Annotated in this window: 21 protein-coding genes; 9 read left to right on the top strand and 12 right to left on the bottom strand. The window is 40.1% G+C overall.

What is annotated here, in order from left to right:
- Positions 1-408: 408 nt before the first annotated feature.
- From hemB to DP117_RS14965, 6 genes are all read right to left on the bottom strand, one after another.
- Entirely contained in the window at positions 409-1,437 is a 1,029-nt protein-coding gene (hemB, locus tag DP117_RS14990) for a porphobilinogen synthase (protein WP_169219106.1), read from the bottom strand.
- A 126-nt stretch (positions 1,438-1,563) separates the two neighbouring features.
- A complete protein-coding gene (locus DP117_RS14985; protein WP_169219095.1) occupies positions 1,564-2,346 on the bottom strand; it encodes a metallophosphatase in 783 nt (260 codons plus the stop codon).
- A 95-nt stretch (positions 2,347-2,441) separates the two neighbouring features.
- A complete protein-coding gene (locus DP117_RS14980) occupies positions 2,442-3,254 on the bottom strand; it encodes a metallophosphoesterase family protein (protein WP_169219094.1) in 813 nt (270 codons plus the stop codon).
- The gene (locus tag DP117_RS14975) at positions 3,251-4,042 is read right to left on the bottom strand and encodes a GTP-binding protein (protein ID WP_169219093.1); all 792 of its coding nucleotides are present in this window, start codon (positions 4,040-4,042) and stop codon (positions 3,251-3,253) included. Before DP117_RS14975 ends, DP117_RS14980 begins: the two co-directional genes overlap by 4 nt.
- A gap of 33 nt (positions 4,043-4,075) precedes the next feature.
- A complete protein-coding gene (locus DP117_RS14970; protein ID WP_169219092.1) occupies positions 4,076-5,317 on the bottom strand; it encodes an FAD/NAD(P)-binding protein in 1,242 nt (413 codons plus the stop codon).
- Between the two features lie 279 nt (positions 5,318-5,596).
- Positions 5,597-6,688 carry a GTP-binding protein gene (locus tag DP117_RS14965; RefSeq protein ID WP_169219091.1) on the bottom strand — a complete coding sequence of 364 codons (1,092 nt, stop codon included), beginning with the start codon at positions 6,686-6,688 and terminating at the stop codon, positions 5,597-5,599.
- 392 nt (positions 6,689-7,080) lie between these two features.
- Here DP117_RS14965 and DP117_RS36965 point away from each other — a divergent pair, with 392 nt between their 5' ends.
- The 4 genes from DP117_RS36965 (at position 7,081) to DP117_RS14950 (ending at position 12,047) form a co-directional block, all read left to right on the top strand.
- A complete protein-coding gene (locus tag DP117_RS36965; RefSeq protein ID WP_282440280.1) occupies positions 7,081-7,209 on the top strand; it encodes a hypothetical protein in 129 nt (42 codons plus the stop codon).
- Positions 7,210-7,962: 753 nt separating this feature from the next.
- A complete protein-coding gene (locus DP117_RS14960; protein ID WP_169219090.1) occupies positions 7,963-9,141 on the top strand; it encodes an acyltransferase in 1,179 nt (392 codons plus the stop codon).
- A 150-nt stretch (positions 9,142-9,291) separates the two neighbouring features.
- A complete protein-coding gene (locus tag DP117_RS14955; protein ID WP_169219089.1) occupies positions 9,292-10,503 on the top strand; it encodes an acyltransferase family protein in 1,212 nt (403 codons plus the stop codon).
- 53 nt (positions 10,504-10,556) lie between these two features.
- Entirely contained in the window at positions 10,557-12,047 is a 1,491-nt protein-coding gene (locus DP117_RS14950) for a SulP family inorganic anion transporter (RefSeq protein ID WP_169219088.1), read from the top strand.
- Between the two features lie 166 nt (positions 12,048-12,213).
- Here DP117_RS14950 and DP117_RS14945 read toward each other — a convergent pair whose 3' ends face one another.
- On the bottom strand, positions 12,214-12,918 hold the full coding sequence (locus DP117_RS14945) for a GAF domain-containing protein (RefSeq protein ID WP_211176116.1): 705 nt from the start codon (positions 12,916-12,918) through the stop codon (positions 12,214-12,216).
- Positions 12,919-13,043: 125 nt separating this feature from the next.
- Here DP117_RS14945 and DP117_RS14940 point away from each other — a divergent pair, with 125 nt between their 5' ends.
- From DP117_RS14940 to DP117_RS14930, 3 genes are read left to right on the top strand one after another with little or no spacing between them, the layout of a single operon-like run.
- Entirely contained in the window at positions 13,044-13,709 is a 666-nt protein-coding gene (locus DP117_RS14940; RefSeq protein WP_169219087.1) for a DUF488 domain-containing protein, read from the top strand.
- Complete coding sequence (locus DP117_RS14935; protein WP_169219086.1) at positions 13,693-14,139, top strand: DUF488 domain-containing protein; 447 nt, start codon at positions 13,693-13,695, stop codon at positions 14,137-14,139. Before DP117_RS14940 ends, DP117_RS14935 begins: the two co-directional genes overlap by 17 nt.
- Positions 14,140-14,148: 9 nt before the next feature.
- Complete coding sequence (locus DP117_RS14930; RefSeq protein ID WP_169219085.1) at positions 14,149-14,940, top strand: hypothetical protein; 792 nt, start codon at positions 14,149-14,151, stop codon at positions 14,938-14,940.
- A gap of 33 nt (positions 14,941-14,973) precedes the next feature.
- On the opposite strand, the gene DP117_RS14925 is transcribed toward DP117_RS14930, so the two are convergent.
- Positions 14,974-16,299: a 2Fe-2S iron-sulfur cluster-binding protein gene (locus DP117_RS14925; RefSeq protein WP_169219084.1), complete on the bottom strand. Its 1,326-nt coding sequence runs from the start codon at positions 16,297-16,299 to the stop codon at positions 14,974-14,976.
- A gap of 57 nt (positions 16,300-16,356) precedes the next feature.
- Positions 16,357-16,851 (bottom strand): DM13 domain-containing protein, encoded by a 495-nt coding sequence (locus DP117_RS14920; protein WP_169219083.1) that lies wholly within the window; start codon positions 16,849-16,851, stop codon positions 16,357-16,359.
- A gap of 450 nt (positions 16,852-17,301) precedes the next feature.
- Here DP117_RS14920 and DP117_RS14915 point away from each other — a divergent pair, with 450 nt between their 5' ends.
- Positions 17,302-18,606: a GAF domain-containing sensor histidine kinase gene (locus DP117_RS14915; protein ID WP_169219082.1), complete on the top strand. Its 1,305-nt coding sequence runs from the start codon at positions 17,302-17,304 to the stop codon at positions 18,604-18,606.
- Here the strand turns inward: DP117_RS14915 and DP117_RS14910 are convergent.
- The gene (locus DP117_RS14910; protein WP_169219081.1) at positions 18,593-19,657 is read right to left on the bottom strand and encodes a DMT family transporter; all 1,065 of its coding nucleotides are present in this window, start codon (positions 19,655-19,657) and stop codon (positions 18,593-18,595) included. The two genes, DP117_RS14915 and DP117_RS14910, sit on opposite strands and share 14 nt — an antisense overlap.
- 255 nt (positions 19,658-19,912) lie before the next feature.
- On the opposite strand from DP117_RS14910, the gene DP117_RS14905 reads away from it, so the two are divergent.
- A complete protein-coding gene (locus DP117_RS14905) occupies positions 19,913-20,743 on the top strand; it encodes a YdcF family protein (RefSeq protein WP_169219080.1) in 831 nt (276 codons plus the stop codon).
- A 1,004-nt stretch (positions 20,744-21,747) separates the two neighbouring features.
- On the opposite strand, the gene hpsN is transcribed toward DP117_RS14905, so the two are convergent.
- Together hpsN and hpsL are read right to left on the bottom strand one after the other, a co-directional pair.
- A complete protein-coding gene (gene hpsN, locus DP117_RS14900; protein WP_169219079.1) occupies positions 21,748-22,734 on the bottom strand; it encodes a hormogonium polysaccharide biosynthesis glycosyltransferase HpsN in 987 nt (328 codons plus the stop codon).
- Positions 22,735-22,807: 73 nt separating this feature from the next.
- Entirely contained in the window at positions 22,808-24,475 is a 1,668-nt protein-coding gene (gene hpsL / locus DP117_RS14895) for a hormogonium polysaccharide biosynthesis protein HpsL (RefSeq protein WP_169219078.1), read from the bottom strand.
- Positions 24,476-24,637 lie beyond the last annotated feature (162 nt).

Raw genomic sequence — 24,637 nt, 5'->3', positions numbered from 1 at the left:
TGAAAACCCTGTTCTTTAGGACAGGGATGAAAATGGTTTAAGGCGTTTACGCCTCAGTCATTAAAAATTTGGTGAATCATCAACGTGGATAATGAGGCTAGTGGTACATTAAAAGAGTCAGACAAGACATAAAAACCTACTTCCGGGCTGGAAGAAAGTTACGGCTGAAATAACCACAGAGGAGATATCAATACGCCCTAAGAGGCAAACGTGTTGAGCCTAGCAACCTGAGCAATCAGGATATTAAGACCCAAAGGTCTTAACAATCTTTGCGGCTTTAGCCCAGAGAGTGTCAATTTGCCTTCGTTTTGACTAAATTAGCAGCAGCTAGGTAAGAAAAAACACAATTGGTAGTGTAAACCCGATTTGACAAAAGCATTTTGGGCTACTTTTGGATGACATTTTTCCTTAACTGTTAGCCAAAATCAACGCAACTTCTTTAGCAAAGTAAGTCAAAATCAAATCAGCACCCGCTCGTTTCATACTAATCAAAGTCTCTAACATCACCTTTTTCTCATCAATCCAGCCCATTTGAGCAGCAGCTTTAATCATGGCATACTCTCCACTGACGTTATAAGCTGCTACAGGCAATAGTGTCTTCTTTTTGACTTGACAAATAATATCTAAATATGCTAGAGCAGGCTTGACCATCACAATGTCTGCACCTTCTGCAATATCCAGCGCCACTTCCTTAATAGCTTCTGTTGCATTCGCCGCATCCATTTGGTAAGTCTTCTTATCGCCAAACTTCGGTGCAGAATCCAAAGCATCCCGAAATGGACCATAGTATGCAGAGGCGTATTTTGCAGAGTATGCCAAAATTCGCACATCAATGTATCCTTCTGCATCCAGTGCTTTACGAATAGCTCCTACCCTGCCATCCATCATATCAGAAGGTGCAACCATATCTGCTCCTGCTGCAGCTTGGCTGACCGCCATTTTCACTAGAACTTCAACTGTGGCATCATTAAGAATGACGCCATTTTCATCCACAATACCGTCGTGACCGTGAGTCGTAAAAGGGTCAAGGGCAACATCGGTAATGACTAAGATGTTTGGCACAGCTTGTTTAATTGCCTTGACAGCTTGCTGTACTAATCCTTCTGAGTTATAGCTTTCACTACCCGTGTCGTCTTTCTTTATTTCTGGTATAACTGGGAAGAGTGCAACAGCTCCTACCCCCAGTCGCGACACTTCTGCTATTTCTTGAAGCAGTAAATCTAAAGTATATCGATAGCACCCAGGCATGGAGGTAATTTCCATTTTCTGTTCTTCACCTTCCATGACAAACATGGGATAAATCAGGTCATCGACAGTCAGCGTTGTTTCCTGCACCATGCGACGTAAGGTAGCAGTGCGACGCAGACGACGAGGGCGATGAATAAGAGTAGTAGCAGTAGGTGCAGTGTTATTGGAAGAAAGATTTTCTGATGACATGAGATTTGATGGTGAACTAGACATAATGATCATCGTTTTCAAGCAAGATTTTTTGTTTCCAGCTAGTACTCGATCGCACAAGTTTTGACAGGTTATTAGAAACCGGGTTTTTAAAAAACCCAGTTTCTAGCCCTCACTAATGACATTCTGAATTTTGACGAACGATTCAGACTTCTTGTTTTTGACTCCAAAACCTTTTTTATCCCCGTAGCGAACAGTCCGGAATTCCACTTGGTTTGTGTTTGGGTTGTAGAGGGTATAAGTTGCTTCCCCAAGAGTGCGTCCCACGTTCCCCACCCCGATGACTTGACGCGGCGAAACGTTAATAGTTTGGGGAGATGGTTGATAATCCAGGGTTGTAACTTGTGTAGTAATAGAACCTGTTTGTAATTGATATTGAAAAGTCAAGCCAGAACGACCACAAAATAGGTTATTTGCTTGCATCCGCGATAATCTATCCAACATTTGGATAGGGGAAGTTAGAAGTGTAAGTTCTTCGCTAACAGATACAGTTGTACCATGAATTAACAAACAATCTAACTCAAAAAACCCAAAATCAAGGTTTCGCAACCACTGTACTGTCTGACGGGAAACACTATCCCACAGTAACTTCACTGTTTCTCCTCCATATTTCGCTATCAACTCCGTCGGTTCTCCCGTTGCACCAAGACCATGCAAAATCAAACACTGTTCTTCCCACCATCCCTTACAGACAAGCGGTTCTAATTCACCAAGTCGGGGATTACGGACTCTTTCCACTAGTTCTTCAGATTCTTTGGTTGGTCCGACCACATCACCGAGAATATATAATGCCTCCACAAAACGACTCTGACGTTTAATATCTGCCATCACCGCTTCATAAGCTTTAAGATTACCTTCAATTCCACTTAAAATTGCCCATTTAGTCATTGGTCATTAGTTATGAGTTGTTAGTTGTTGCTTGTTAGTTAGTGGTTAGAATTCAAAATTCAAAATTCAAAATTTTCATCCTCCCCATCTCCCCATCACCTCGTACACACATGAGTCGGGTCATCTGCACGTTCTGCAAACTCGATTCCCTGTGCTAAACGCCAAGCAAAAATAGCAGGTAAACCCTTTTCGATAATCGCTTTTACGGTTTTGTGATAATCGTAAGGTACTTCCCGTAGCGTGACTTCTTGGGTGTTAGTGTCGTAAATTACATAAGTTGCATTAGGTCGCCCATGTCGAGGTTCTCCAACCGAACCAACATTGACAATCTTTTTTAGGGGTGCTGTAAAAGACCTTTCCTGTTCTTTCCCGTTCTCACCTTTGATACGCACTTGTAAATGACCTGCATCTAAGGTACGAACATAAGGCACATGAGTATGACCGCAAAATAATACATCGCTTTCTGTGGAAAGTACGCGTTCTAGTGCGACAAAGGCGTCGAGTTCTGGTAATAAATACTCGTGGTTGCTGTGGGGACTACCGTGAACAAAAGTCATGTTTCCTTCACGGAAAGTATGGGGTAATTGGGCGAGAAATTCGCGATTTTCTGGATGTATTTCCTTGTTTGTCCAGTCGTGAGCTAATTTTCCCCGTTTCTCGGCTAAAAGGGAAGGAAAACTACACTCGCAAGAATTCAATCCCTCGACAATATCTTCATCCCAACAACCAGCGACGGTAATAATATTTAAAGAACGAATTTGCGCCACTACCTCATTGGGATAAGGACCATATCCTACCAAATCACCGAGACAATAGATTTTTTCGCATGAGTGCTTGTCGATATCCAGCAAGACAGCATTCAAGGCTTCGTAGTTGCTATGAATACATGAGATGACTGCTATTTTCACGCTTGTATCTCCTCAAGTAGGATTTGTTTGACTTGTTGTTGGTATTGCCAAATTGCAGCGTCTGACAAACAACAATCTTCTAAGGTTTGCTGCATTGCTGCTTCGTCCAAGTTTTGTCCGCACACTTCTATCCCACTAAAGTGTTGGGGTCTACCTTCGAGATGACGGGGTAGATCTAATTCTAAAAAATCGGTTGATGGAACACCTGCAGCGAAATCAGCGTAAAGCGATCGCCCATCTGCAACATCAAAAATCCCCTTAGCACGAGTGATTTGACCGTAAGCGCCGTGAGTGATTTCATACCAAAACTCGTGCAAACTATCTTCGTCAATCACTTGACTTGTCGTTGGAACACGCCATAGTTGGGTAGTATTAATACTAATATCAATAGCTGCGCCTGTTACAATCTCTTCTGCCCAAGCATGATACTCAGAGTCTTGGAGATGGGGTGGTAGGATGGCAACTGCACGGTATGATAGATTGTCCAATATTTGCGTGATGGCATTCAGTTCTAAATAAAATCCCAGTTCAATATAAACAGCATCTGCTGATTCTATTTGTCTGAGGAACTCAACTTCTTGTCCGTCACGAAAGACAATAATTGCAGGAAATTCTGTAGCTAGGCGAGTTTGGTCAATGGGAACATTTCCAGTCCCAGGACTGAAATACACGACATGACTCGTAGTGACACCGCCAGTAGCAGCACTACAAGCTATTTGTTGAGTCATCCAAGTGGTTTTTCCAGCGCCTGCTGAACCTGCGACAACGGTAATTTTGGGTTTCGTCATAAAATAATGATAATCGTTATTAAGCAGATCATCTCAAGCACTTCTGAGGTGTGAAAGTGTAATACTCGGCTTAACAATTGCTGGGACAATCTTCTCACTCGCCATTCTCGCCCCAGACAGATTTCGCGCCGTTGGTCCTACTTGTAAAGCTGCTAACCCACCCATCAGGAATAATTCACAACCTGGAACGCGCAAATATTCATCCAAAACTGGCAAAGCATTAACGATGTTGATTGGGTAAGCTTCCAAAACTTCTTGTAATAACGCCTGGGATGTCACATCAAATTTAGTGCCAGTGGAAAGCCAAATCCTACTGTACTCATGCTGACTACCATCACTAGATTTCACTCGCCAACTCTTACCCAACCACTCAGCTTTCAACACTTGACAGTTTTCATCAATCTTGAGATGACCATTACGCACTTCTCGTCGTAGTTGCATTCCCATTGCTGGTGTCATGGAACCGCCGTTACGCGCTTGCACAATCATATCAAAGCGCTTTTGGTAATCTTGTTCTGCAAAAAATTCCTTGAGATACTTTGGTCCTAACCAACCTGGTTCGGCGTCAAATAATTTTTCTTGCAATTGTCTGCGTAACATCAAGTGAACTTTTGCACCACGAGAAATAGCACCTACTGCTAAATGTCCATTTGTCAATCCGCCGCCTACAATTAATATCCTTTCACCCATTAAGTGCAACTTCCGTAAATCCACAGATTGTGAATGACAAAGCCTATCCTGAAGATATCCTGACTCTATCTGGTTTACCCAGTCAGGTATTTGCAGCTTAGCGCTACCTGTTGCTAGTACAACCCGCCGCGCAATTATTGATTGTCCATCTTGCAACCATAAGCGCAGGCGAGGACGAATAGGATAAGCTAACGGTTCGATACGTGTCACATCAAGGGGAATGACTTGCTGTTGCACTTGAAAGCGGCGAATTATATCCTGACAAAAATCTTCAAATAGCCGAGTTCCCGGCAAGTCATAAGGAGAAAATAACTCACTAGAACGAGATTCAGCAAATTTCCGCAATGCAAAAGGATTGGGATCGGGATGATGAACAGCAGGTGAACGTAAGTGGGGAATTTCTAAAGCGGCAAATTGGTTCTGCCAGCGACTTATCCACTTGGCATTTTTGTCAAATACCAGAATTTTACCCAGCATTGTTTGCCGTTTCTGCAACAAGTGAGTGACTAATGTTAAGGCATGAGGACCAGCACCAATAATTGCTAGGTCAATTTTAGTAGGTAAGGATGGTTGAGTGGGAAGCATCTGTTTATATTGAGTTATTCATGATGAGTGGAAGCCACCGCTACAAGCGTAAAATTCTCATTGCTACTTTCAACAGTTATCAGTGAACAGTTATCAGTGAGTAAGGGCGCGCATTCGGCGGGTCTCCCACGCCCAGGTGACCCGCGTGGGCGTGGAGGGTGAACAGTGATGTATTTATCCTTGGGTTGGAGTCCCCCACCATACGCCGTCAGGACTGATAACTGAATCACTGATTGCTGATTTAAGAGGCAATGTGTTCTTGACTCTGTGTGTATTTAGCTATACCAAACATTCAGAAAGTAGGGTACAAATCGTATTTTTTTCTAAATGTCTTCCAATGAAAACGACTTGATTTCGAGGCGAAGTTTTCCATGTATCTGCATCTAATTGATAACGCGGACCACTCAGTTGAAAAATATGCCGCAACTCGCTATCACTAAACCAAAGAATACCTTTAGCACGAAAAACATTTTCTGGCATTTTTTCAGTGAGAAAACTCTCAAACTTATGAACATCAAAAGGTCGATCGCTTTGGAAAGAAATCGACATAAATCCATCATTTTCTAAGTGATGAGAATGGTGTCCGTGATGATGATGGTGATGCTCGTGGTCATGCTCATGATGATGGTGATGATGTTCATGATGCTCGTGGTTATGCTCATGATGATGGTGATGTTCTTCTCGTTCGTGCTCTTCATGCTCGGAAAAATATAACTCTTTGGGAGTTAATTTCACATCTAAAATTAATGGTAAAGCCACCTGTCCGTATGTGGTGTGCAAAATTTTGGCACATGCTTTAACTTCATGGATATAACTTTCTAGTTCTTCAAGTTTTTTTGAGGTTACGAGGTCAGTTTTATTCAGGAGAATAATATCTCCATAAGTGATTTGTTTTAACGCTGCTTCACTTTGGAAATGCTCTCGATTAAATGTTTCTGCATCAACAACAGTCAAAATAGAATCGAGGTTTGTTAAATCCCTCAGTTCTGTTCCCAAAAATGTTAAAACAATCGGTAATGGGTCAGCAACACCGGTGGTTTCAATCACCATGTAATCGATGGGCTCTTCCCTTTCTAATACTCGGTAAACTGCATCAACTAATCCATCATTGATAGTACAGCAGATACAGCCATTGCTCAGTTCTACCATGTCTTCATCCATAGAAACTAGCAATTGGCTGTCAATATTTATATCACCAAATTCATTCACAAAAACTGCGACTTTTAAGTCTTGTTTGTTCTTGAGAATTTGATTGAGTAGCGTGGTTTTTCCACTACCCAGAAATCCTGTAATGATAGTAACAGGAATTCCCCGCTTAGGGATATCAATATCAAGAATTATGTCTGAAGTTGGTGCAGCGGTATTAGTCATGGTATCTGATTGTAATAATAATCGTTATCATAATAGCGCAAAAAGATTTTTTTGATGCAAGTTGAATTTTAGAGGAAAGTATCCCAATACGTTTGGTGAACAGCACGCTTGACAGAAACGTGGTTTTTTGAACAAACCGGGTTTATCTGAGCAACAATTACGTTAACCGAACCGTATTGAGTTGTTATTTAGTTTTTTTGGTAAAAAGTGTGACAGCGTAGCGCTGAGTTTTTTATTGAAAAATATATTTTCATTTAAACTTCATACTTTGGCTAAATAATTTACGCTTTCTTAAAAAATCCTGACTATTTAATTATTAGTATGAGATTGGTAAATTTAGAAATTTCAAAACAAAGGCTTTCTAGCTTATATGTAAATTACCTTGGCACATCATGATTACAGCAGTAGACTCTAAAAACTGGCGAGAAGAAAGCCGTTATAGTAGTCGGGGAAGTGTTTACTTGTTTGCTCCGATGGTTGACTTCAATGTGATGTCTGAAGTCGGTGACACTCCACCCTGACCTGATGTGCTTGTATTTCTTGGAAATTCTGTGAGAAACTCAACAATGACATCTAGATTGAAGTGGGAATATCTCAATCTTCGTTGGTATAACTAGAACAGATGTAACTTTGTTGAAGTAACTGCTTTTGTATTTTGTAACTTAATAACCGAAGAAAATAGCATTTCAAACTATTCACTTATACATACTGATAGTTTGATTGTTCGTTCTTGGATGTGGTGATGTAGTGATCTCGGTTGTTAATGAGTTCCGAAAAAAAGCTGTTTCTCTAATTTCCGATAGATTTTTAACAAATGTGAATACTAAACTGACCAAACTGAAAAGTTGGTTGTCAGTAAATAGCATGGTGTTGCGAATAAACACAACTACAGCAATTTAATCACACCTGCATTTGATAGCTCCTCATGTTCGTGTTTTAGAGCTATTCTCTGGTTTTTCAAAAATCTGAAAAAGCATGTGGTAACTATCTGAAACTTTTGATTAGGAGTTTCGCAAAAATAACTTGAATACTTTTGATGATAGTGAAGTGAGGCTCACAGTCTATTTCATCTTAAATTTGTATGACTTATTTTTGCATAATGCCTGAGTTTATCATCTGAAAATTCAAAGCTAGTGTCATTGATGCTGTAGCTGTAGTCACTCAAGATATTCCCTCATTCTCAATTGCTGTAGGTGTGCTTGCACGAGTCATCAAAAAGCGTGATGATACAGGCTCTTTTTTAGCAAATTTAAACATAGTAGGAGACTAAGTAAATGACTCAACTGCAAGAGAAATCTCCTGACAAAAGACTACATCTTAATTACTTAGATGGCTTACGTGGACTTGCAGCTTTGTATGTTGTACTTGTTCATGTTGAGCCAAAAATGGGAGAGCAATTACCTAAATCGTGGCTGTTTTTAGAAACATTCCTAAGATATGGAGCATTTAGTGTTGTCATTTTTATTGCTCTTTCTGGCTACGTTTTGATGTTACCAGTAGCTCGTTCTAAAAGTGGTCATTTATCAGGAAGTTTGATTGATTATATTAAGAGGCGATCGCGTCGAATTTTACCACCTTACTATGCTGCTTTGTGTATATGTCTACTACTAGCTGCAGCAATATTGTTACTAAATAAATTCACCAGTTTTCAATGGAATGAAGAGGTAGGCAAAGGGTCATTTTCTCCTTACTTTTCTTTTGTTGATGTTTTCTCTCACCTGCTATTAATTCATAATCTTAACGCCGATACATCTATGACTATTAATCCACCTATGTGGAGTGTAGCAACAGAATGGCAAATATACTTTTTGTTTGCGCTATTGTTGCTACCTATATGGCGGCGTTTCGGCTTATTGTCGGTTGTGCTCATCGCTTTTTTAATTGGCATAATACCTATATATTTGCTGAATGGATTATTTGAATCAGCTAGTCCCTGGTTTCTTGGTATATTTGCTTTGGGAATGGCTGCAGCAGATATTGGTTTTTCTCAAAATCCAAAGTTAATAGCAATCAGAAATTCCCTGCCTTGGGGTGTATTGGCAATTGTATTCACTGGTATTGCTTTTGTGACTGAGTGGAAAAGACTAGGATTACATATATGGATTGGTCAGAGTTTTTGTGGTCTTGCTGCTGCTTGTCTATTTATTTACTGTACTAAATATGTGGTTCACGGCAAAAAGCTGCCTTCAATTCTCTGGATATTACAACATCCTTGGGCGATCGCACTCTCGACAGTTTCTTACAGTTTGTATCTCATTCATGGACCTGTGTTAGTGCTGGTGCGTTATTTCCTCTTTCATCTGCAAATGTCTCCGGAGATGTTTCTGATAGCATCTTATCTACTCGGTATGGGAATGTCGTTACTCATTACATATCCGTTTTACTTGCTTTTTGAGCGACCATTTCTATCTAACTCTTTAAAAAAGCACAAAGTCAAAGAAGTCATGAATTGATCTAAAACCAAGGCATAACTAACTTTTTAAAGCAAACTTTGAAACTCAGAATTGATTGGTTGCAAGTTTGCTCTGATTTTTGCTGTCAGATTATTTACTTTCATTAGTCAGTACACACGATGCCACTGAATATTATTAGGAGATTGTATTGTGGTCAATTCTAAGGTGCGGCAAAATACTTCCAAAGCAGCACCTATTCTTGGCTTGCTAGATTTTTGTAAAGGTTTGGCAATTATTTGGATAGTTCTTATTCACTGGCGACCAGAATGGTTTGGTTGGCAGGGAGTTCATGTCTTTATTATTTTGAGTGGATTTGGACTCACTTATTCCTGTCTCCAAAAAGATTCAGACATCTCATGGAAGAAATGGTACTTGAAGCGGTTCAGAAAAGTTCTGCCCCCATATTGGATGGTTTGTTTCTGGGGATACCTGACCCTAGTTTGTGTTTATCTGTTTGAAGGTCGCAATCTGCTAAATACATTTTTATCTCCTCTGGATGTGTTATTTAAGAATGCACTTATCCTTGAGTTGACCTTATTGAATCCCACCGTCGAAGTTGAGCCTAATGCATCATTGTGGTATATTCCTTTTATTCTCAGTTTTTATCTAACTTTTCCCTGGTTGTATCAGTTAATTGCTAAACATAAAACTGCGAGAGCTTTACTGTTTGCACTTTTAGGGGCAATCATATTTGAATTTCTCTACAGAACTGCTGCACTTTACTGGTTAGATGGTCGTCCGATTGGATACTTCCATTATTCCAAGCTGTTTCCAGTGCTGGGTGTACCGCTTGATAAACTTCCAAACGACTTCCGATTTCAGCACGAATACGCTTTTAATTTTTTTCCATCGAGGCTTGGTGAGTTTGCAATTGGTATGACAGCAGCCGTTGGTCTGGTGCGAAACTCTTCCATTTTTCATAAAGTACTCTTAAATCCTGGAATGGGTGTTCTAGGATTTGTCATCTGGCTGACTGGTAATGCCTTGATATATAAAGGTTTCTGGGGATGGGTTTTTGCTGATTTTGTGATTGCTGTGGGTATGATTCTGTGGTTTGTCAACCTTGCTTCACTTTTTAAAAAAAAGTTGCCTACCCTTTTTTCCAAAATGAGTCAGTTAGGTATCTGGTCTTATTACATTTTTTTGACTCACTACCTCTTGGTTTTTCTGACTCAAAAGCTAGATGATATTGTGATTCCTTTATTGGACAATTCATTGATTGCAATTAAAGTTTTGCGGGTTTCTCTTTTTGGAACCATCATCGTTGGAACCTGGATTGCTTGCCTAATACTAGAACGCTTTGACCGCTCTCAATTTTCAGATTTGATGATTCAAAAAACTTTAGCAAAAATTTTGAAGTGATATATCAAATGGTAAACTATTTCTAATTATTCTAGAGGTAATCATTACTTTTTATGGAGAAAAAGTTTCAGGGATTGAAAAATATAAAACTACGACAGAAGCTGAATTTAAAATCATTGAAAAGATTAGAAGTTTCTCATATTAGAAGCGAGGTTTTAGCTGGGATAACTGTAGCATTAGCGCTGATTCCTGAATCTTTGGCTTTTGCGGCGATCGCCAAAGTTGAACCAATGGTAGCACTTTACACATCTTTTTGTATAGCAATCATCACTTCCCTATTTGGTGGACGCCCTGCAATGATTTCGGCAGCGACGGGTTCTATGTCACTATTAATGACATCACTGGTAGAAAAATACGGAGTAGAATACCTGTTTGCTGCCACGATCCTAACGGGAATGATTCAGTTTCTTATGGGAGTTTGCAAGTTAGGCAGATTTTTTACTTTTATTCCTCAGTCAGTTGTAGCGGGTTTTGTTAACGCTTTAGGCATTTTAATTTTCTTAGCTCAAATCAACCAACTACTTGGGGAATCTTGGCAAGCATACGTCATGGTAGCGATTTCACTTGCTATTGTCTATATTTTGCCACGTTTTCTCAAGAGTATTCCGTCGCCTCTAGTCGCAATTGTTTGTATGACAATTGTGGCAATAGCAACAAATCTTCCCATCCGTCGGGTAGGAGATATTGGCAATATCACGAACACATTACCTTCTTTTCACTTGCCACACATTGATTTTTCTGTACAAACTTTATTAATTCTTCTCCCGTATGCTTTTACTCTTTCGATTGTTGGGCTTTTAGAATCTCTTCTCACAGCAAATTTACTAGATGAATTAACCGAAACCAAGAGTTCCAAAAATCAAGAAGTCAAAGGACAAGGTATTGCTAATATTATCACTGGGTTTTTCGGTGGTATGGCTGGTTGTGGCATGGTAGGACAATCAATTATTAATATTCGTTCTGGTGGTAAGGGACGTTTATCTACCTTTATTTCTGGTGCTTTCTTATTAATTCTCATCTTTATTTTTAAAGATATTGTCAAACAAATTCCTATGGCTACTCTCATAGGTATAATGATTATGGTGGCGTTTGAAACATTTGATTTTAACTCCTTAAAACACTTGCATAAAATGCCAGCAACTGACGCAATCATCATGCCTATAACTGTAGCTCTTACTCTCTGGACTCATGATTTAGCTCAAGGTGTTGTAATCGGTGTTATTCTCAGTACTTTGATGTTTGCTTGGAAAGCAGCACAAATCAAAGTCATCAAATCTTTTGATGCTTGCGGCTCGAAGAAAATCTATACTATATCAGGACAAATTTTCTTTGGTTCAATCGCTAACTTTGTAGAGTTATTTAACTATGCTGAAGACCCAAAAAAAGTGGTAATTGACTTGCATCATGCTCATGTGTGGGATCATGCAGCTGCCACTGCAATTGCTAAGGTGATTCAACGATATCAGAAATTAGATAAGTATGTGGTTATTGTTGGCTTAAACCAAGAAAGTCAATTATTTATGCGTAAGATAGGAGTTTTTTGAAGGTATTGTTAGCTGATATCAAGTCCGGATGATTTTGACACTCCCCTTTTAGAAAAAGGGGGGATTTAGAAGAGTCCGAACCAACGCTTACGGTATGATTTGTTTAAGTGATTTCGTCAGTGCAGCCTCACCAGCATGGTTCCTCTGCCTGACCTTAACGACTTGCTTACACTACCTGAAGTCTCGGAGTGTATTTGTTTGAAGCATCCCAAATTTGTGCAAAGCCTTTTGTTCTGAGAATTTCTGCGCTTAAGGCAAACAGATTAAGCGTGAAGATTCGATGTAACCTATGAACCCAAGAAGTGTTTATTCTGAAGCCAAAGACTTCCAAATTGTGTTCTTGGTTGTGGTAGCCCGACTCGAAATTCAAAGCATTCATCATCGCCCTGATGCGATGGGCAACAAGTTGTAGTTGCTGCACATCTTGGTCGTTAAAGTGATGAGGTTGAAATTTACCAACATGTAGAACCCCCACTGTACCTTGCTTAAAAAGTAAAGGGATGCCTACAAGCGATCGCAGATTTTTCTGACGCAAAATAGGGCTGAAAATCTCCACTTGCGATAGGTCATTGACTATCATTGGTTTCATAGTCGCGGCGATGTGACCAGCAATCCCCTGTCCAATTGGGATACGTATGTGTTGTTCAATTTCCTCTTCAAGTCCAAGGGTTGCGTATACACCCAAATTCTGCTGGTCTATCGGTAGTAGGAGGGTAACAGTGTCTACAGACATATAATCTTGCACCCACTTCAGTAGCTTTCTGATAGAGTTTGCAAGTTCAGCTTCCGTATAGTTTTGCTCATCACCGATAGATACATCCCAGCCTCTATAGGACTTTGGCAAACCTGAATTATCTCTCCAAAACACCATTATTTCACTCCATGAATCACATATAAAATATAGTCATAATTGATGAAAATTATAACTCTTTAATTATAAGACTTATAATTGTTTGACATCAAGTTATTAAAGCTAGCTGACAGAGTATTTTGTTTATGACGGAACTCTTTACTATTGGACATTCCAATCACAGCATCGAAACATTTATTCAACTACTGCGTCTTCATAAAGTTACAGCTTTGGCTGATGTGCGTTCACACCCTTACAGTCGTTACCTTCCTCACTTCAACCAAGCAGAACTTAAGCCAGCTTTATTTAATGCAGGAATTCGCTATGTATTTTTAGGACGTGAGTTAGGTGCTAGACCTAGCGACCCAAGTTGTTATATTGATGGTAAGGCAGTTTATGAAAAAATAGCAGCTACAAAGCTTTTTGCTGAGGGTATTCAGCGTATATTGAAAGGCTTAGAAGATTATAAAATAGCCTTAATGTGCGCCGAAAAAGACCCTATTACTTGTCATCGAGCAATTCTAGTCTGCCAATATCTACCTAAAGACAATTTCAAGATTAATCATATTCTGAAAACAGGAGATTTAGAAACTCATAACGCTCTTGAAGAAAGGCTTTTAAATTTACATAATTTCAAACAGCCAGAAATTCCTGAAACAGTTCAACTATCCCTTTTTAATAATTTACTTGTAGAGGGTAAAACAACTAGTAAATATTCACAGGAAGAATCTCTGAAAGAAGCTTACAGACGACAAGGCTCTCTAATTGCCTATGTTGAGAAAAAAGAAGGTCAATATGAACAAGCCAATTAATCTGTATACAATAGGTTTTACTCAAAAGACTGCTCAACAATTCTTTGACACTCTAGTTAGCGCTAGAGTGACCAGAGTTATTGATACTAGACTGAATAATATTTCTCAGTTATCTGGCTTTACTAAACGAAATGATTTAGAGTATTTTTTGGAAAAAATAGGTGGCATCAAATACATTCATATATTGGATCTGGCTCCAACAAAAGATATTTTGGATGCTTATAAGAAAAAGAATGGTGATTGGGAAACTTATGAAAGAGAGTTTTTACAGTTAATGAGTCAAAGAGAGATTGAAAATAAAGTTTCACAAGAACTTTTAGTGGATAGCTGTTTATTGTGTAGTGAAGCAAAACCTGATCATTGCCATCGTCGTCTAGTAGCAGAATATTTATGTGAAAAATTGGGAAATATAAATATATGTCACCTTTAATCAGAATATATGGCTAAAATTATCTGTCTTGCTAATTCTCAGAAACATAATGAGCGCTGTATTGCAGGTATTGAAATTTCTACAGGTAAATGGATTCGTCCTGTCTCATATCTAGATGACGGTCGAATTCCCAGAAATGTACGTTTGGTAAATGGTGAAGAACCTAAGTTGCTTGACATATTAGAAATTCCTTTAGCAGAGACTAGTCCTGGCTATGAATGCGAAAATCGCTTGATATCGCCAGGGAAATGGAAGTGCATAGGAAAGGCTTCGGTGAATGATTTGGTTAAGTACTGTGAAGATGAGATGATTTATAGTCAATGGCTAAATTCTGTTCCTTTTTCTTTTTTGCAAGAACTACCATCAGAAGACAGGCGAACATTACAATTGATTAAAACATCTATATTGAAGATATCTAAGTATGAAGATACAGGGAAATGGGAAGCTTCTGTCCCCATAGCCAATGGGCAAATAATGAAGGCTAAAATTACAGACTTAGCTGTCATTGATAAACTCAACAAAGGTGTTAATCTAAGTCATGACTGCTTAATGACAATCAGTTTTGCACAGCCTTGGCGCAGGTCTCCATCAGAAAAATTCGCTTGCTGGAAGCTAGTTGCAGCTATAGTTGAGTTGTCTGAGATAGATTTAATTTTATTTGAAATGAAACGACTAGGTTGGAGTATTGGGGATGGACGTTCATATTTGCAGAAAACTTATAAAAAACAAACACGTCAAGAATTGAATGCAAGCGAAATCAAAGAGTTTTTAAATTACTTAAAATCTCTTTCTCAACTTTAGTAGTGGATACTACGTTATCTTAATCTTCCATCGCTAAATATCAAGCACCACTCTTGAACTCCCCGGTTGAGAAATACAAATCAACACTGAATCCTCATCAATTGTAGCGGTTGGTTCTTCCTGATAAGCAACCTCACCACTATTGATTTTGCACATACAAGTCCCACAAATACCCGCACGACAACTGTAGGGAGGATTAATATCATTCGCTTCGGCAAATTCTAAAATGCTGCCATCTCCCTGCTTCCAATTCAGGGTTTTACCCGATTGTGCAAAGATAATCTCAGCTTCTTCAATTTCCTCACCGACAGTTGCAGCAGGGAGTTGGCTTCCTTTCGTTCCTTTCATCGGTTTACCAAAAGATTCAAAAAAGACTCTATTGTCAGGGATTCCTGATTCTTTGAGTCCTTGCATAATAGACTGCATAAAAGATGGAGAACCACACAGGAAATACTCAGCTTCTTGTCTGATTAACTCTTTAATTAAAGCAGCATCAACATAACCAATACTATGGTAATGTCCTTCATCTTCAGGAGTGGGACGGCTGTATCGAAAATGCACATTTAAGTTAGGATTTTGTTGGACAATTTCCATCACCTCATCCCGAAAAGCATGAAATCTGCCATCTCTAGCACCATGCACAAACCAAATTGGACGGTTAGGCTTAAGACGAGTTACAGCTTTTGCCATGCTAATCATAGGAGTAATGCCGACACCATTGCTAATCAGCACTACAGGAATCGATTTTTTGACATCTAAAACAAACTTACCGTTTGGTGGTTTCGCTGGAATGATTGAACCTTCGTGAATGCGATCGTGGATAAAGTTAGACGCGACACCAGGCGGTACATCTAAACCTTGGGGCGCTGGTTCACGCTTGATCGATAGACGATAATATTCACAAGGTTCAGGGTAATCAGAAAGCGAGTAGGTGCGAATAACAGATTTATCCTGTCCGGGAATGTCCAGCTTGATTGTTAAGAATTGCCCCGGTTGAAAGTTAGGAATTTCGCTTTTATCCTCAGGTTGCAAGTAGAAAGAGGTAATTTCCTCACTCTCTTTCACCTTGCGAACAACTACAAAATTTCGCCAATCTTTCCAAATCTTGCTGTTGGGTGTAACCTCTGTAGAGACTGATCTTTCCTGACTCGGTTTACTTGTTAAGACTAAGCCAAAGATAGCACCGCAAGTTGTTCCCAAGAGTGAGGAATAAACGCCAATACCAGAAGCAGACTTATTTTTGGGATTGATTAATCCAATAGCCACACTAGAAACAATGGTAACTATTGAAAATGCCAGACTTGCAGCCGCAGCACTTCTGAGAATGGGATTCTTAATTCGTCGAATATTTTCTAACATTGCCTATCTCTTGTTCATCTGTTGATCAATCAATTATCAATTATCAATTATCAGTTATCAGTATTTAGCAGCGCCAAAGGTAGCATTGAACTTGCGACACCAAATAGCAACAGATTTGTACTCTGCTAAATTGATGTTGTTAGGAATGGAATAAGTTTGAGAACCACTAAATTTTTGTAAGCGACCCAGGATTATGTAATCTCCTTTTTTTAATGGATAGGCTGGTGGTTTAGTAGAACCAATCACGTTATCTGAACGATGCAAAATCACGACCAAATCTGGTCCTGAGTTGGAAGTTTTAAACGACTTATCAAGCTCTAGAAATGATTTGCCATTTTTGGTAGTAATACTGACTGTTCCTTGAGTTTTGTGTTCTCCAGAAACAAAAGTGCCAGATTTTGTAGCTGTTGAAACTTGTGATTGGGCTAACTGAATCACAGGATTCGCTTGAGTCTTCACAGCAACATGGCTTTCAGCAGAACGAACTTCTCTTGTACTGCTAACTATTACCAGAAACGCTATACTTGGTAGTAACAAATGTTTCCATCTCATGATGACAAATTCCTCAAGACAACATCCAGCGGTCAAACTTTTGGCTTGAACCTTAAATAAATTGTTGCTTGAAAAATGAGTCTACAAATGATGATTATCTAAGGATTTCCGTCTATAAATCTTATATTCTTTCTAGAAAGCTCTTATAACTTTCTCAGCAAATTCTAACTTTTCGGTTGGCTATGTATAGCAATCCGCGCAGGATTCGTGAGATCAAGAAACCCGGTATCTCCCAAATACCAGGTTTCTAAGGCTCAGTATCTTTTTAGAAGAGATTCCGGATTGCTATATAAAATTTTGTATTGGAGTGTAAATTTTTTGAGAATTTCTGTATACAAACAGAAGACATAACTAGTAAAATCTTCGTACCAAATCAATCTGAAGCCAAAACTCCGAACACTCACAACTTACGAATTTCTTTCTAAACTGATTCTGCTGAAGCACTAAACAATGAGCAAAGCTGATAAAGATGAAATGTTGTTGCAAAACCAGCCGTGGCAACGGGAACGGCGAGCAATGACACTTTTGTCTTCTTTAAACTATCGGACTGGGGAATTAAGTAGCTATTTACACAACATTGCTTGTGGAGTCAGTGAACTCGTTCAGGTCGATTGGTCGGTTGTAACGCTCTGCCAGCAAGGGTTTGAAACGGTTCTAGCAAGTAGTCTTGACATGGGCGAGGGTGAACATATATATTCACTACACGGTTTACTCACTGGCACTGTTATTGAAATTGGTTGCTCATTAGCGGTGGAAGATGCAAAAGAAAACCCAGAATACGGGGAGCCTCCAGAAGGTTATTGCTCATATTTAGGGATACCGTTGCGAACTGCTCAAGGTGAAGTGATTGGTACTATCTGTTCTTTTCATCAACAGCCACGCAAGTTTACAAAAGAAGAAATCCAAATTGTAGAATTATTTGCGGAACGTGCGGCTACAGCAATCGACCATTACCATCTCTATCAGCAGCAGTGTCAATTTAATCATGTTTTGGAGGCTGAGGTCGAAAAACGCACCGCTCAACTGCGGGCGGCGCAAGCCAAGCTTGTAGAACAGGAACGGCTGGCAGCTATTGGTGAATTTGCTGCTATGATTGTGCATGAGATTCGCAATCCCTTGACAACAATGATGATGGGATTGAAGTATTTCCAGAAAACTATTCTGGCTGAAGCTGCTGTTGAGCGATTATCGTTAGCACTTGATGAGGGTAGTCGTCTGGAACGTCTGCTGAGTGAAATTTTGCTCTACGCTAAGCCTCAGGTGTTGCAATTGTGTGAATTGGATGTGAATGAATTTATTCGTGAGTTGCTTGTACCAATCAGCGAGATGCCAGAAGCACTCTCACGGCAAATCGAATTTATTCCAGCCTCACCAACAATCAAAATTGTGGGTGATAAGGATAAGCTAAAACAAGTGTTTATCAATATTGTTCGCAATGCCTGCGAAGCAGTCTCAGATGGAGATGTCGTTACATGGTTCGTCAACACTTCGTCCGAAGATAAAGTTTGTATCAGTGTCTGCAATGGTGGTGAGCCAATTCCCTCAGAAATCCTATCAAAGCTAACCCAGCCATTTTTTTCCACGAAACCTGGTGGCACTGGGCTGGGGCTTGCCATTACCAAACGCATCGTCAATGCTCATGGTGGAGAGTTATTCACTCAGTCTGACGCAGCAACAGGTACTACAGTGAGTGTTCAATTACCTGTCATTCTTCTTCATCCGATGGAAAAATCGAGTGCTTTTAGATCCCCTTAAATCCCATACCAGCTTCTACCTCTTGTACTGCTTGAGTCGAATCTACCCTAGAAAATGCAATTGTGCGAGAAGTTTGAAGTCGAATGCCAATTTGACTCAGAAAGATGCCAACTACAATCAAGCTACCACCAATATATTGAGCTTTTGTTGGAGCTTCACCCAAAATTAAATAAGCAGCCACAATGCCTACAACTGGAGTAAATGAGCCAACTAAGGAAGCCACAGACACCATGCAAGTTCTCAAACCTTTAAGCCACAATAACTGACCTAACACCACAATGACTAGACCATACAATAACATCCACTGCCACAGGAACGGTGAGAGTGCATCCATAAAATGCTCCTTGCCATAGAGTGCTAAAGCAAAGAAGAAAAATATTACGGTTCCTAAGGCAGTACGAAAGATACTGTAAATTCCTAGGGGAATTTCGGAGAGTCGTCCTTTGCTAACAATAATAGTGGAAGCAACTGCTGCCACAGATCCTAGAGCTGCCAACAGTTCCCCAACACCTAAATGAAAACTTCCTACGTTCATCATGGCTTGTCCTGGGGGTTGAAGAATAATGGTTAGGGTAACACCGACAAGACTAGCGATCGCCCCCATAACTTCCCAAAGATTTACCCGTTCCTTCAACAACCAAACTGATAAAATCAGAGTCAGTGGCAATTCCAAGCGTCCAACCAAAATAACATTGTTGACTTGGGTTAACGCCAATGCTTGGAAAATTAAACCAGGGGCAAGTGCTCCAGATAAAATTGCTACTATTGTCAGGTTGAGCCAATCTTTCTTTGATAGTTGTTTCAAAGTTGCTTTATTCCACTGTCGCCAGTAGATTGATATCAAAACTATCAAGGCGCACAGGTTTCCCACGAACAAAACATTACATAGAGAAATTGGATTGCGCTCACCTGTGAAATTTTGGGCACCGATTTCTGTTAACTTCCGAGTGACTGCGCTAGATGCTCCAAAAATGAGGACTGCTAACCAAAGATAAGTTTGTCCTGGAATTCTGGGGATTAGACGATCCTGTCTTCTGTGTCTGCTTACCATTACACCACTGCTATAAAAGCTCTGTCAACGATATTAAGGTTTCTTCATTAAGCTAGGGTGAGGTGGATCTGAGAAAATGTTGAAAGCAGCTTAAAACCTGAGAATATCACCGTACAACTGGTAACTGGTAACTGGTAACTGATAAATGATAACTGAATAACTGTTAAACACAGGCGTTCGTACTAAACAGTCAACAAAATGAAGCTTTAGCTAAGATGACAAGGAGTGTATTCACAGTATGTAGGGTTCACTTCAATGGTTAGCCAAGCTTTGTGCGATCGCCCGATTAGTCAGTGGCTTGTTTTGAAGTCAACGCTTTCTCACTGGCTCATGACACCAACGTTTATTGTATTGCCACTTTTGATTTTAGTTTTGTTACCTTGGATGATTCCACGCCTACGTTGGAGGCGTTTTTGGAGTGGTTTAGGCACTATATTACTCGTGGTTTATTTTTCTGCCACTTTTCCACTCACCATTGCTGTCGCAAAAAAAGGATTAGTTACTTTTCTTCCCCCCGATCCTGGTACAACCGCAGATGCAATTGTTGTACTCGGACGGGGGGAACCTTTTAGAGATTCAAGGGTTCAGGTTGCAGCTGAACTTTGGAAGAATCATCGCGCACCATTCATTTTTGCTAGTGGTGTAGGAGATGGTTCTGAAATTGTCCAAAAACTAAAAGCAAAAGGCATTCCTGATGCTGCATTAGGCGAAGAACACTGTTCTCAAACGACGAAAGAAAACGCACTGTTCACCGCATCAATCCTACAACCACGTGGAATCAAGAAAATTCTGCTAGTTACAGATTCTCCACACATGTTGCGCTCGCGACTGACTTTTAAAAATGTAGGTTTTGAAGTCATTTCCCACACCACTCCCATACCATCTCAATTAACTTCGACTAAAAAAGCAATGCTCATGTTTTACGAGTATATGGGGTTAGTGAGTTATGGTTTGCGAGGAAACTTTCTTAAACAGAACTTACCTCAACAGGACCATCCACCTGTTGCTAAAATCAAGAATTCAGCAAATTTTGACCTGCAAAAACAGCAAATGAAGGATAACACAGAGATAAGTTATCTTCTTTAACAAGACCCATATCGCAGTCCTAAATCATTTGTGAAAAACAAGATTCCCGACTTCTTTTGCGAAATCGGGAATCTGAGTCTTTAGGATTGCTATGAATAGCTGGTGAAGTACCCACCACCAACCGCAAGCGGTATGGTGGGGGCTTCCTGTCTCATTTGCCGCCGCTCCGTTGGGTATACTCATTGCTGAGTATCCGGAACCAAATCCGGTCTGAGTCTTACGCTGCATCTCTCGGTTTTCACCGTTTATCTCCTCAAAGGGAGAACCCAGGCAGCCGCCCTGCTTCCCAAGGCAGTAATTGTTTTCCCGTGCATTCCTGTATGGCTTATTTTTTACCGCCTTCGTAATGGGGCGAACCAGTGACCGGAATCCTTCCCTGATCTACCGATTTATCTGCGGCAAGAGTCGTACCTCTACTTTGATGTTAGCCTGTCTGTTCAATACGGTCAGGTGGGTTAGCAACCATATTATATACTAGCATAGACATGTCTATATTGTGGACATGTCTATGAAAACAAAAGAAGTACACATTCGTATATCGGAAAAGCGTTTTAGCAAACTAAAAAACTATGCCACGTTGAAGGAAAAGACGGTGACTCAAATAATCGAAGATTATATTGACCGATTACCTAACACGGAGATTGACGACTCCGACGCATTGTCCCCTAGAAAATGAGCCAGCCCCAACCCCCTCCGGGGGAATTCAAAATTCGCTCATTATAAATTCAAAATTAAGAAGTGATTCGCAATAACTCTTTTTTTTTTGAACTTTGAGATTGCTTCGCTAGCCCCTTTGGGGGCGCTGCGCAAACACTCGCAACGCTACGCGATTTTGAATTGTTCCGGGGCTGGCTCATTTTCTTACGTGTAAGACCCCCGCCTCGGGCATCCCCTCCCGCGATGATCGATGATCAACATAAGTCGGAGATGCCCTCGTCATCGTCCGGCTTATATCCCGCCGCTAAACGGGGTACCGTTATAGCGGGGGACTTACGCCGATTCAGTTAAATCATCTTAATCTGTTCATCCATACGAGTGTAAATTTGACCATCATTCCAAATGGATTGAAAAACAGTACCCAAAGCTTTTAAAAACCCCAAAAAGAAGAAAACGCCACGAGTAGCAATTTTGATGGGTGAACCACTTTTGTTACAAGGAGGGCGTCCAAGGACATGACAGTCAAATAAACGGGCGTAAAGACGTAAAGCTTGGGTAGCGGTAAGGTTCTTCAGTCCCATTAAGAAATGGTTGTGATAAAAAGTGAGTTGATACTTGAGAGAGCGCATACTAATATCATGGCAGCCTCCCGTCTCTTCTCCTAAATGTACCAAATATGCTTCTGGGTCATACCAAATTTTATATCCAGTCTGACGCAATCTTAAACAAAAATCAGATTCTTCTCGCACCGCACTACCGCGAAATCTCTCATCAAATTTCAGATCATATTTGGTAAAAACTTCGCTACGGAAGGACATATTACAACCCCTTGCAGTCAGAACTTCTTGGGGCTTAATGGTATGTACCAAATCTATATAATACCAAGCGATTCCTGGATCCATTGCCTGGGGAGGAAGGTATTCGATTTGTAAATTTCCCCCAGAATCACCCAATTTCATTCTGTCAAAAACCCGTCCAGCAATAGCTCCGACTTCTGGTTTTTCTAAAAAGTTTTTCGCATGCGCTGTTAAAAATCCAGGGGTTAATTGCACATCATCATCAATAAATAAAATAATTTCACCTGCTGCTCGCCGCACTGCATAATTTCGCGCCCCAGGCAAACTAGCCCAACTTAAATGGAACCACTTTATTTTATTGGCTGCAGCTAATTCTTTGAGGTAAGTTTCAATTTCTGGTTGATGTTTAGGAGTTTGATCCACAACCAAAACTTCATAATTTGGGTAGTCCTGTTTGAGGACATCAGCAAGACTATCGCGTAGTGGTTCCTCACGACAGTACGTCGGGATAATAACAGAAATTAAAGGGAAATTCATATTAATAGTCATTAGTTATTAGTTATTAGTCATCAGTCATTAGTCAATTTCCTTCATCCCCTCATCATTTTTTTTAACTTTGAATTAGCGAATTTGAAATTCCTCTCATCTTTCCCTGTCCTCCTTTTGCTTGTGCAGCTTGGAGTTTTTCTTGCTTGTCTATTTCTGGCAATTTCAACAGAACTCCAGCAAAAAACCAGTAATAAACAGCTACAGGGTCAACATCAAGAGGATAGTAGTAGGTGTTGTAACTAATAAATAATATAAACACCCATAAAGCAGCGGCGTAAGTGCGAAAATCACGATTTTTTATTGAACGATAAGTCTTGAAGCAAACGATTGTTAAGGTTGTGACTAAAGCTAAAAACCCCAGCAGCCCCAATGGTCCAACTTCATAAACTATTTTAGGATAGTAAGTCTCCAGCAGTTTGGTTGTACCCAGCGAACGAGCAGAGTTAGTAGCGCGCCCTAACCCATTTCCTAACGGTTTTAAATTTCTCCAAACGTCCCCAAATTGCTGCATGATAAACTCTAAAGGCGGTGAAGATTCCCAACGTTCATTCAGACTTGTTGTTCTTTCTTGCACAATGGCAGGGTTATTCACGATTGCAATTGTCAAAATAATGGCGAGTCCTACTCCTATAGGCAGAAACCTTCTAAGGTTCCAAATTTGACCAGTCAGTAATAGTAAAGTGACAAAGCACACAGGTACCAATGCTAGAGCTATTCTCTGCCCGGAGACAACTGCATTGATCATAACTACTGCCATAGAACCTAAACTGAGAAATCGCCAAGTTTTAGAAGGATCACTAAAACCGGAAGCAAAGCCAAAAAAGATACTGGAAATCAAAAACCATCCCCATTGCCAAGGGGCAACAAAAGTTCCTGGTAGACGAATGACTCCTTGTTCGGGACTATAAATGAGAGAACCACCAAAGTAACACCTGGCTTCAACTGATGCTTTGAATTGAGCTGCTCCTTCTAAAAATCTAGTACCTTGACATATCCCCTTTGCTAATAATAAGTATTGAATAAATCCCAGCGCACAGCACACTAGTATAAGCACAATTTGCAGGCGCGATAAAAATAGGAAATCCCGCTTGTTGCGGATGAGATAGTAAGCGCAACTAATCAGGGGTACATAGCCCAAAAAAACTTTGAGACCGAGTATTCCCATAGCTATTGGTATTTCCTTAGTTGAGTTAAAGAGTTCAGCTGAAGACGGGTTTAGCTGTTGTACTCCATTAACAAAAACTAGCGTTAGCAAGCATATACCCAACAAAATAAACAATGGAGTTTTAATGGCTTGAGGAATTATCAGAGGTAACCGCTGCTTACGACACATCTGCCAAAGTCCAATCAGCGCTGGAATGTAGAAGGAGTCTTTTGCTAATTGGAGTATAGGACTATTGCCAATGTAGTATGTAATAGTACCTGAAAAGGGCACGTAAATCAGGAAGGCAAAAAAGGCTTGGCGAGGATACTTGTAAGACAAAGCGATCGTGATGATTCCCAGTAAACCTGGGACTGCTGTCTTAATTCCTCCGACAAAAGCCATGAGAATGCCAAAGAAGAGACCGCAAAAAGCAGTAGTAATGAAAAAATTGGTGAATTCTTTGCGCGCTTTTGCAGCTTTACGCTTTTGGGCTAAACGTTCTTTGAGACTAAGGGTTGTAGTTTCCTGACTCTTCTGTTTTTTTGCTTTTTTGTATTTGTTGGATTTTAATTTTCCTGTCAGCATGGCGTTGCTGTATATTTAACCATAAATTCATTAGCTGTGGGTATTTTTTACGAAAAAGGAGCGAAGCCATGCTTACGCTTCGCCTCCGTTCAAGAGTCAGAACTTAGTTAAGTATTCTTTCCGACTGGTAGATGAGTCCCTTTATAGATGATTTTGAATGTA

This window comes from Brasilonema sp. UFV-L1, assembly GCF_012912105.1.
Taxonomy (GTDB): Bacteria; Cyanobacteriota; Cyanobacteriia; order Cyanobacteriales; family Nostocaceae; genus Brasilonema.
This window is presented reverse-complemented; position numbering and strand designations above follow the sequence as displayed.

Bases quoted from the DNA above. Each gene is read 5' to 3' on its own strand.
- hpsN (WP_169219079.1), bottom strand. From the start codon at position 22,734: ATGAATTTCCCTTTAATTTCTGTTATTATCCCGACGTACTGTCGTGAG.
- DP117_RS14920 (WP_169219083.1), bottom strand. From the start codon at position 16,851: ATGAGATGGAAACATTTGTTACTACCAAGTATAGCGTTTCTGGTAATA.
- DP117_RS14975 (WP_169219093.1), bottom strand. From the start codon at position 4,042: ATGACGAAACCCAAAATTACCGTTGTCGCAGGTTCAGCAGGCGCTGGA.
- DP117_RS14960 (WP_169219090.1), top strand. From the start codon at position 7,963: ATGACTCAACTGCAAGAGAAATCTCCTGACAAAAGACTACATCTTAAT.
- DP117_RS14985 (WP_169219095.1), bottom strand. From the start codon at position 2,346: ATGACTAAATGGGCAATTTTAAGTGGAATTGAAGGTAATCTTAAAGCT.
- DP117_RS14945 (WP_211176116.1), bottom strand. From the start codon at position 12,918: ATGGTGTTTTGGAGAGATAATTCAGGTTTGCCAAAGTCCTATAGAGGC.
- DP117_RS14965 (WP_169219091.1), bottom strand. From the start codon at position 6,688: ATGACTAATACCGCTGCACCAACTTCAGACATAATTCTTGATATTGAT.
- DP117_RS14905 (WP_169219080.1), top strand. From the start codon at position 19,913: ATGGTTAGCCAAGCTTTGTGCGATCGCCCGATTAGTCAGTGGCTTGTT.
- DP117_RS14915 (WP_169219082.1), top strand. From the start codon at position 17,302: ATGAGCAAAGCTGATAAAGATGAAATGTTGTTGCAAAACCAGCCGTGG.
- DP117_RS14910 (WP_169219081.1), bottom strand. From the start codon at position 19,657: ATGGTAAGCAGACACAGAAGACAGGATCGTCTAATCCCCAGAATTCCA.
- DP117_RS14950 (WP_169219088.1), top strand. From the start codon at position 10,557: ATGGAGAAAAAGTTTCAGGGATTGAAAAATATAAAACTACGACAGAAG.
- DP117_RS14935 (WP_169219086.1), top strand. From the start codon at position 13,693: ATGAACAAGCCAATTAATCTGTATACAATAGGTTTTACTCAAAAGACT.
- DP117_RS14925 (WP_169219084.1), bottom strand. From the start codon at position 16,299: ATGTTAGAAAATATTCGACGAATTAAGAATCCCATTCTCAGAAGTGCT.
- DP117_RS14940 (WP_169219087.1), top strand. From the start codon at position 13,044: ATGACGGAACTCTTTACTATTGGACATTCCAATCACAGCATCGAAACA.
- DP117_RS14970 (WP_169219092.1), bottom strand. From the start codon at position 5,317: ATGCTTCCCACTCAACCATCCTTACCTACTAAAATTGACCTAGCAATT.
- DP117_RS36965 (WP_282440280.1), top strand. From the start codon at position 7,081: ATGATTACAGCAGTAGACTCTAAAAACTGGCGAGAAGAAAGCCGTTAT.
- DP117_RS14930 (WP_169219085.1), top strand. From the start codon at position 14,149: ATGGCTAAAATTATCTGTCTTGCTAATTCTCAGAAACATAATGAGCGC.
- hpsL (WP_169219078.1), bottom strand. From the start codon at position 24,475: ATGCTGACAGGAAAATTAAAATCCAACAAATACAAAAAAGCAAAAAAA.
- hemB (WP_169219106.1), bottom strand. From the start codon at position 1,437: ATGTCATCAGAAAATCTTTCTTCCAATAACACTGCACCTACTGCTACT.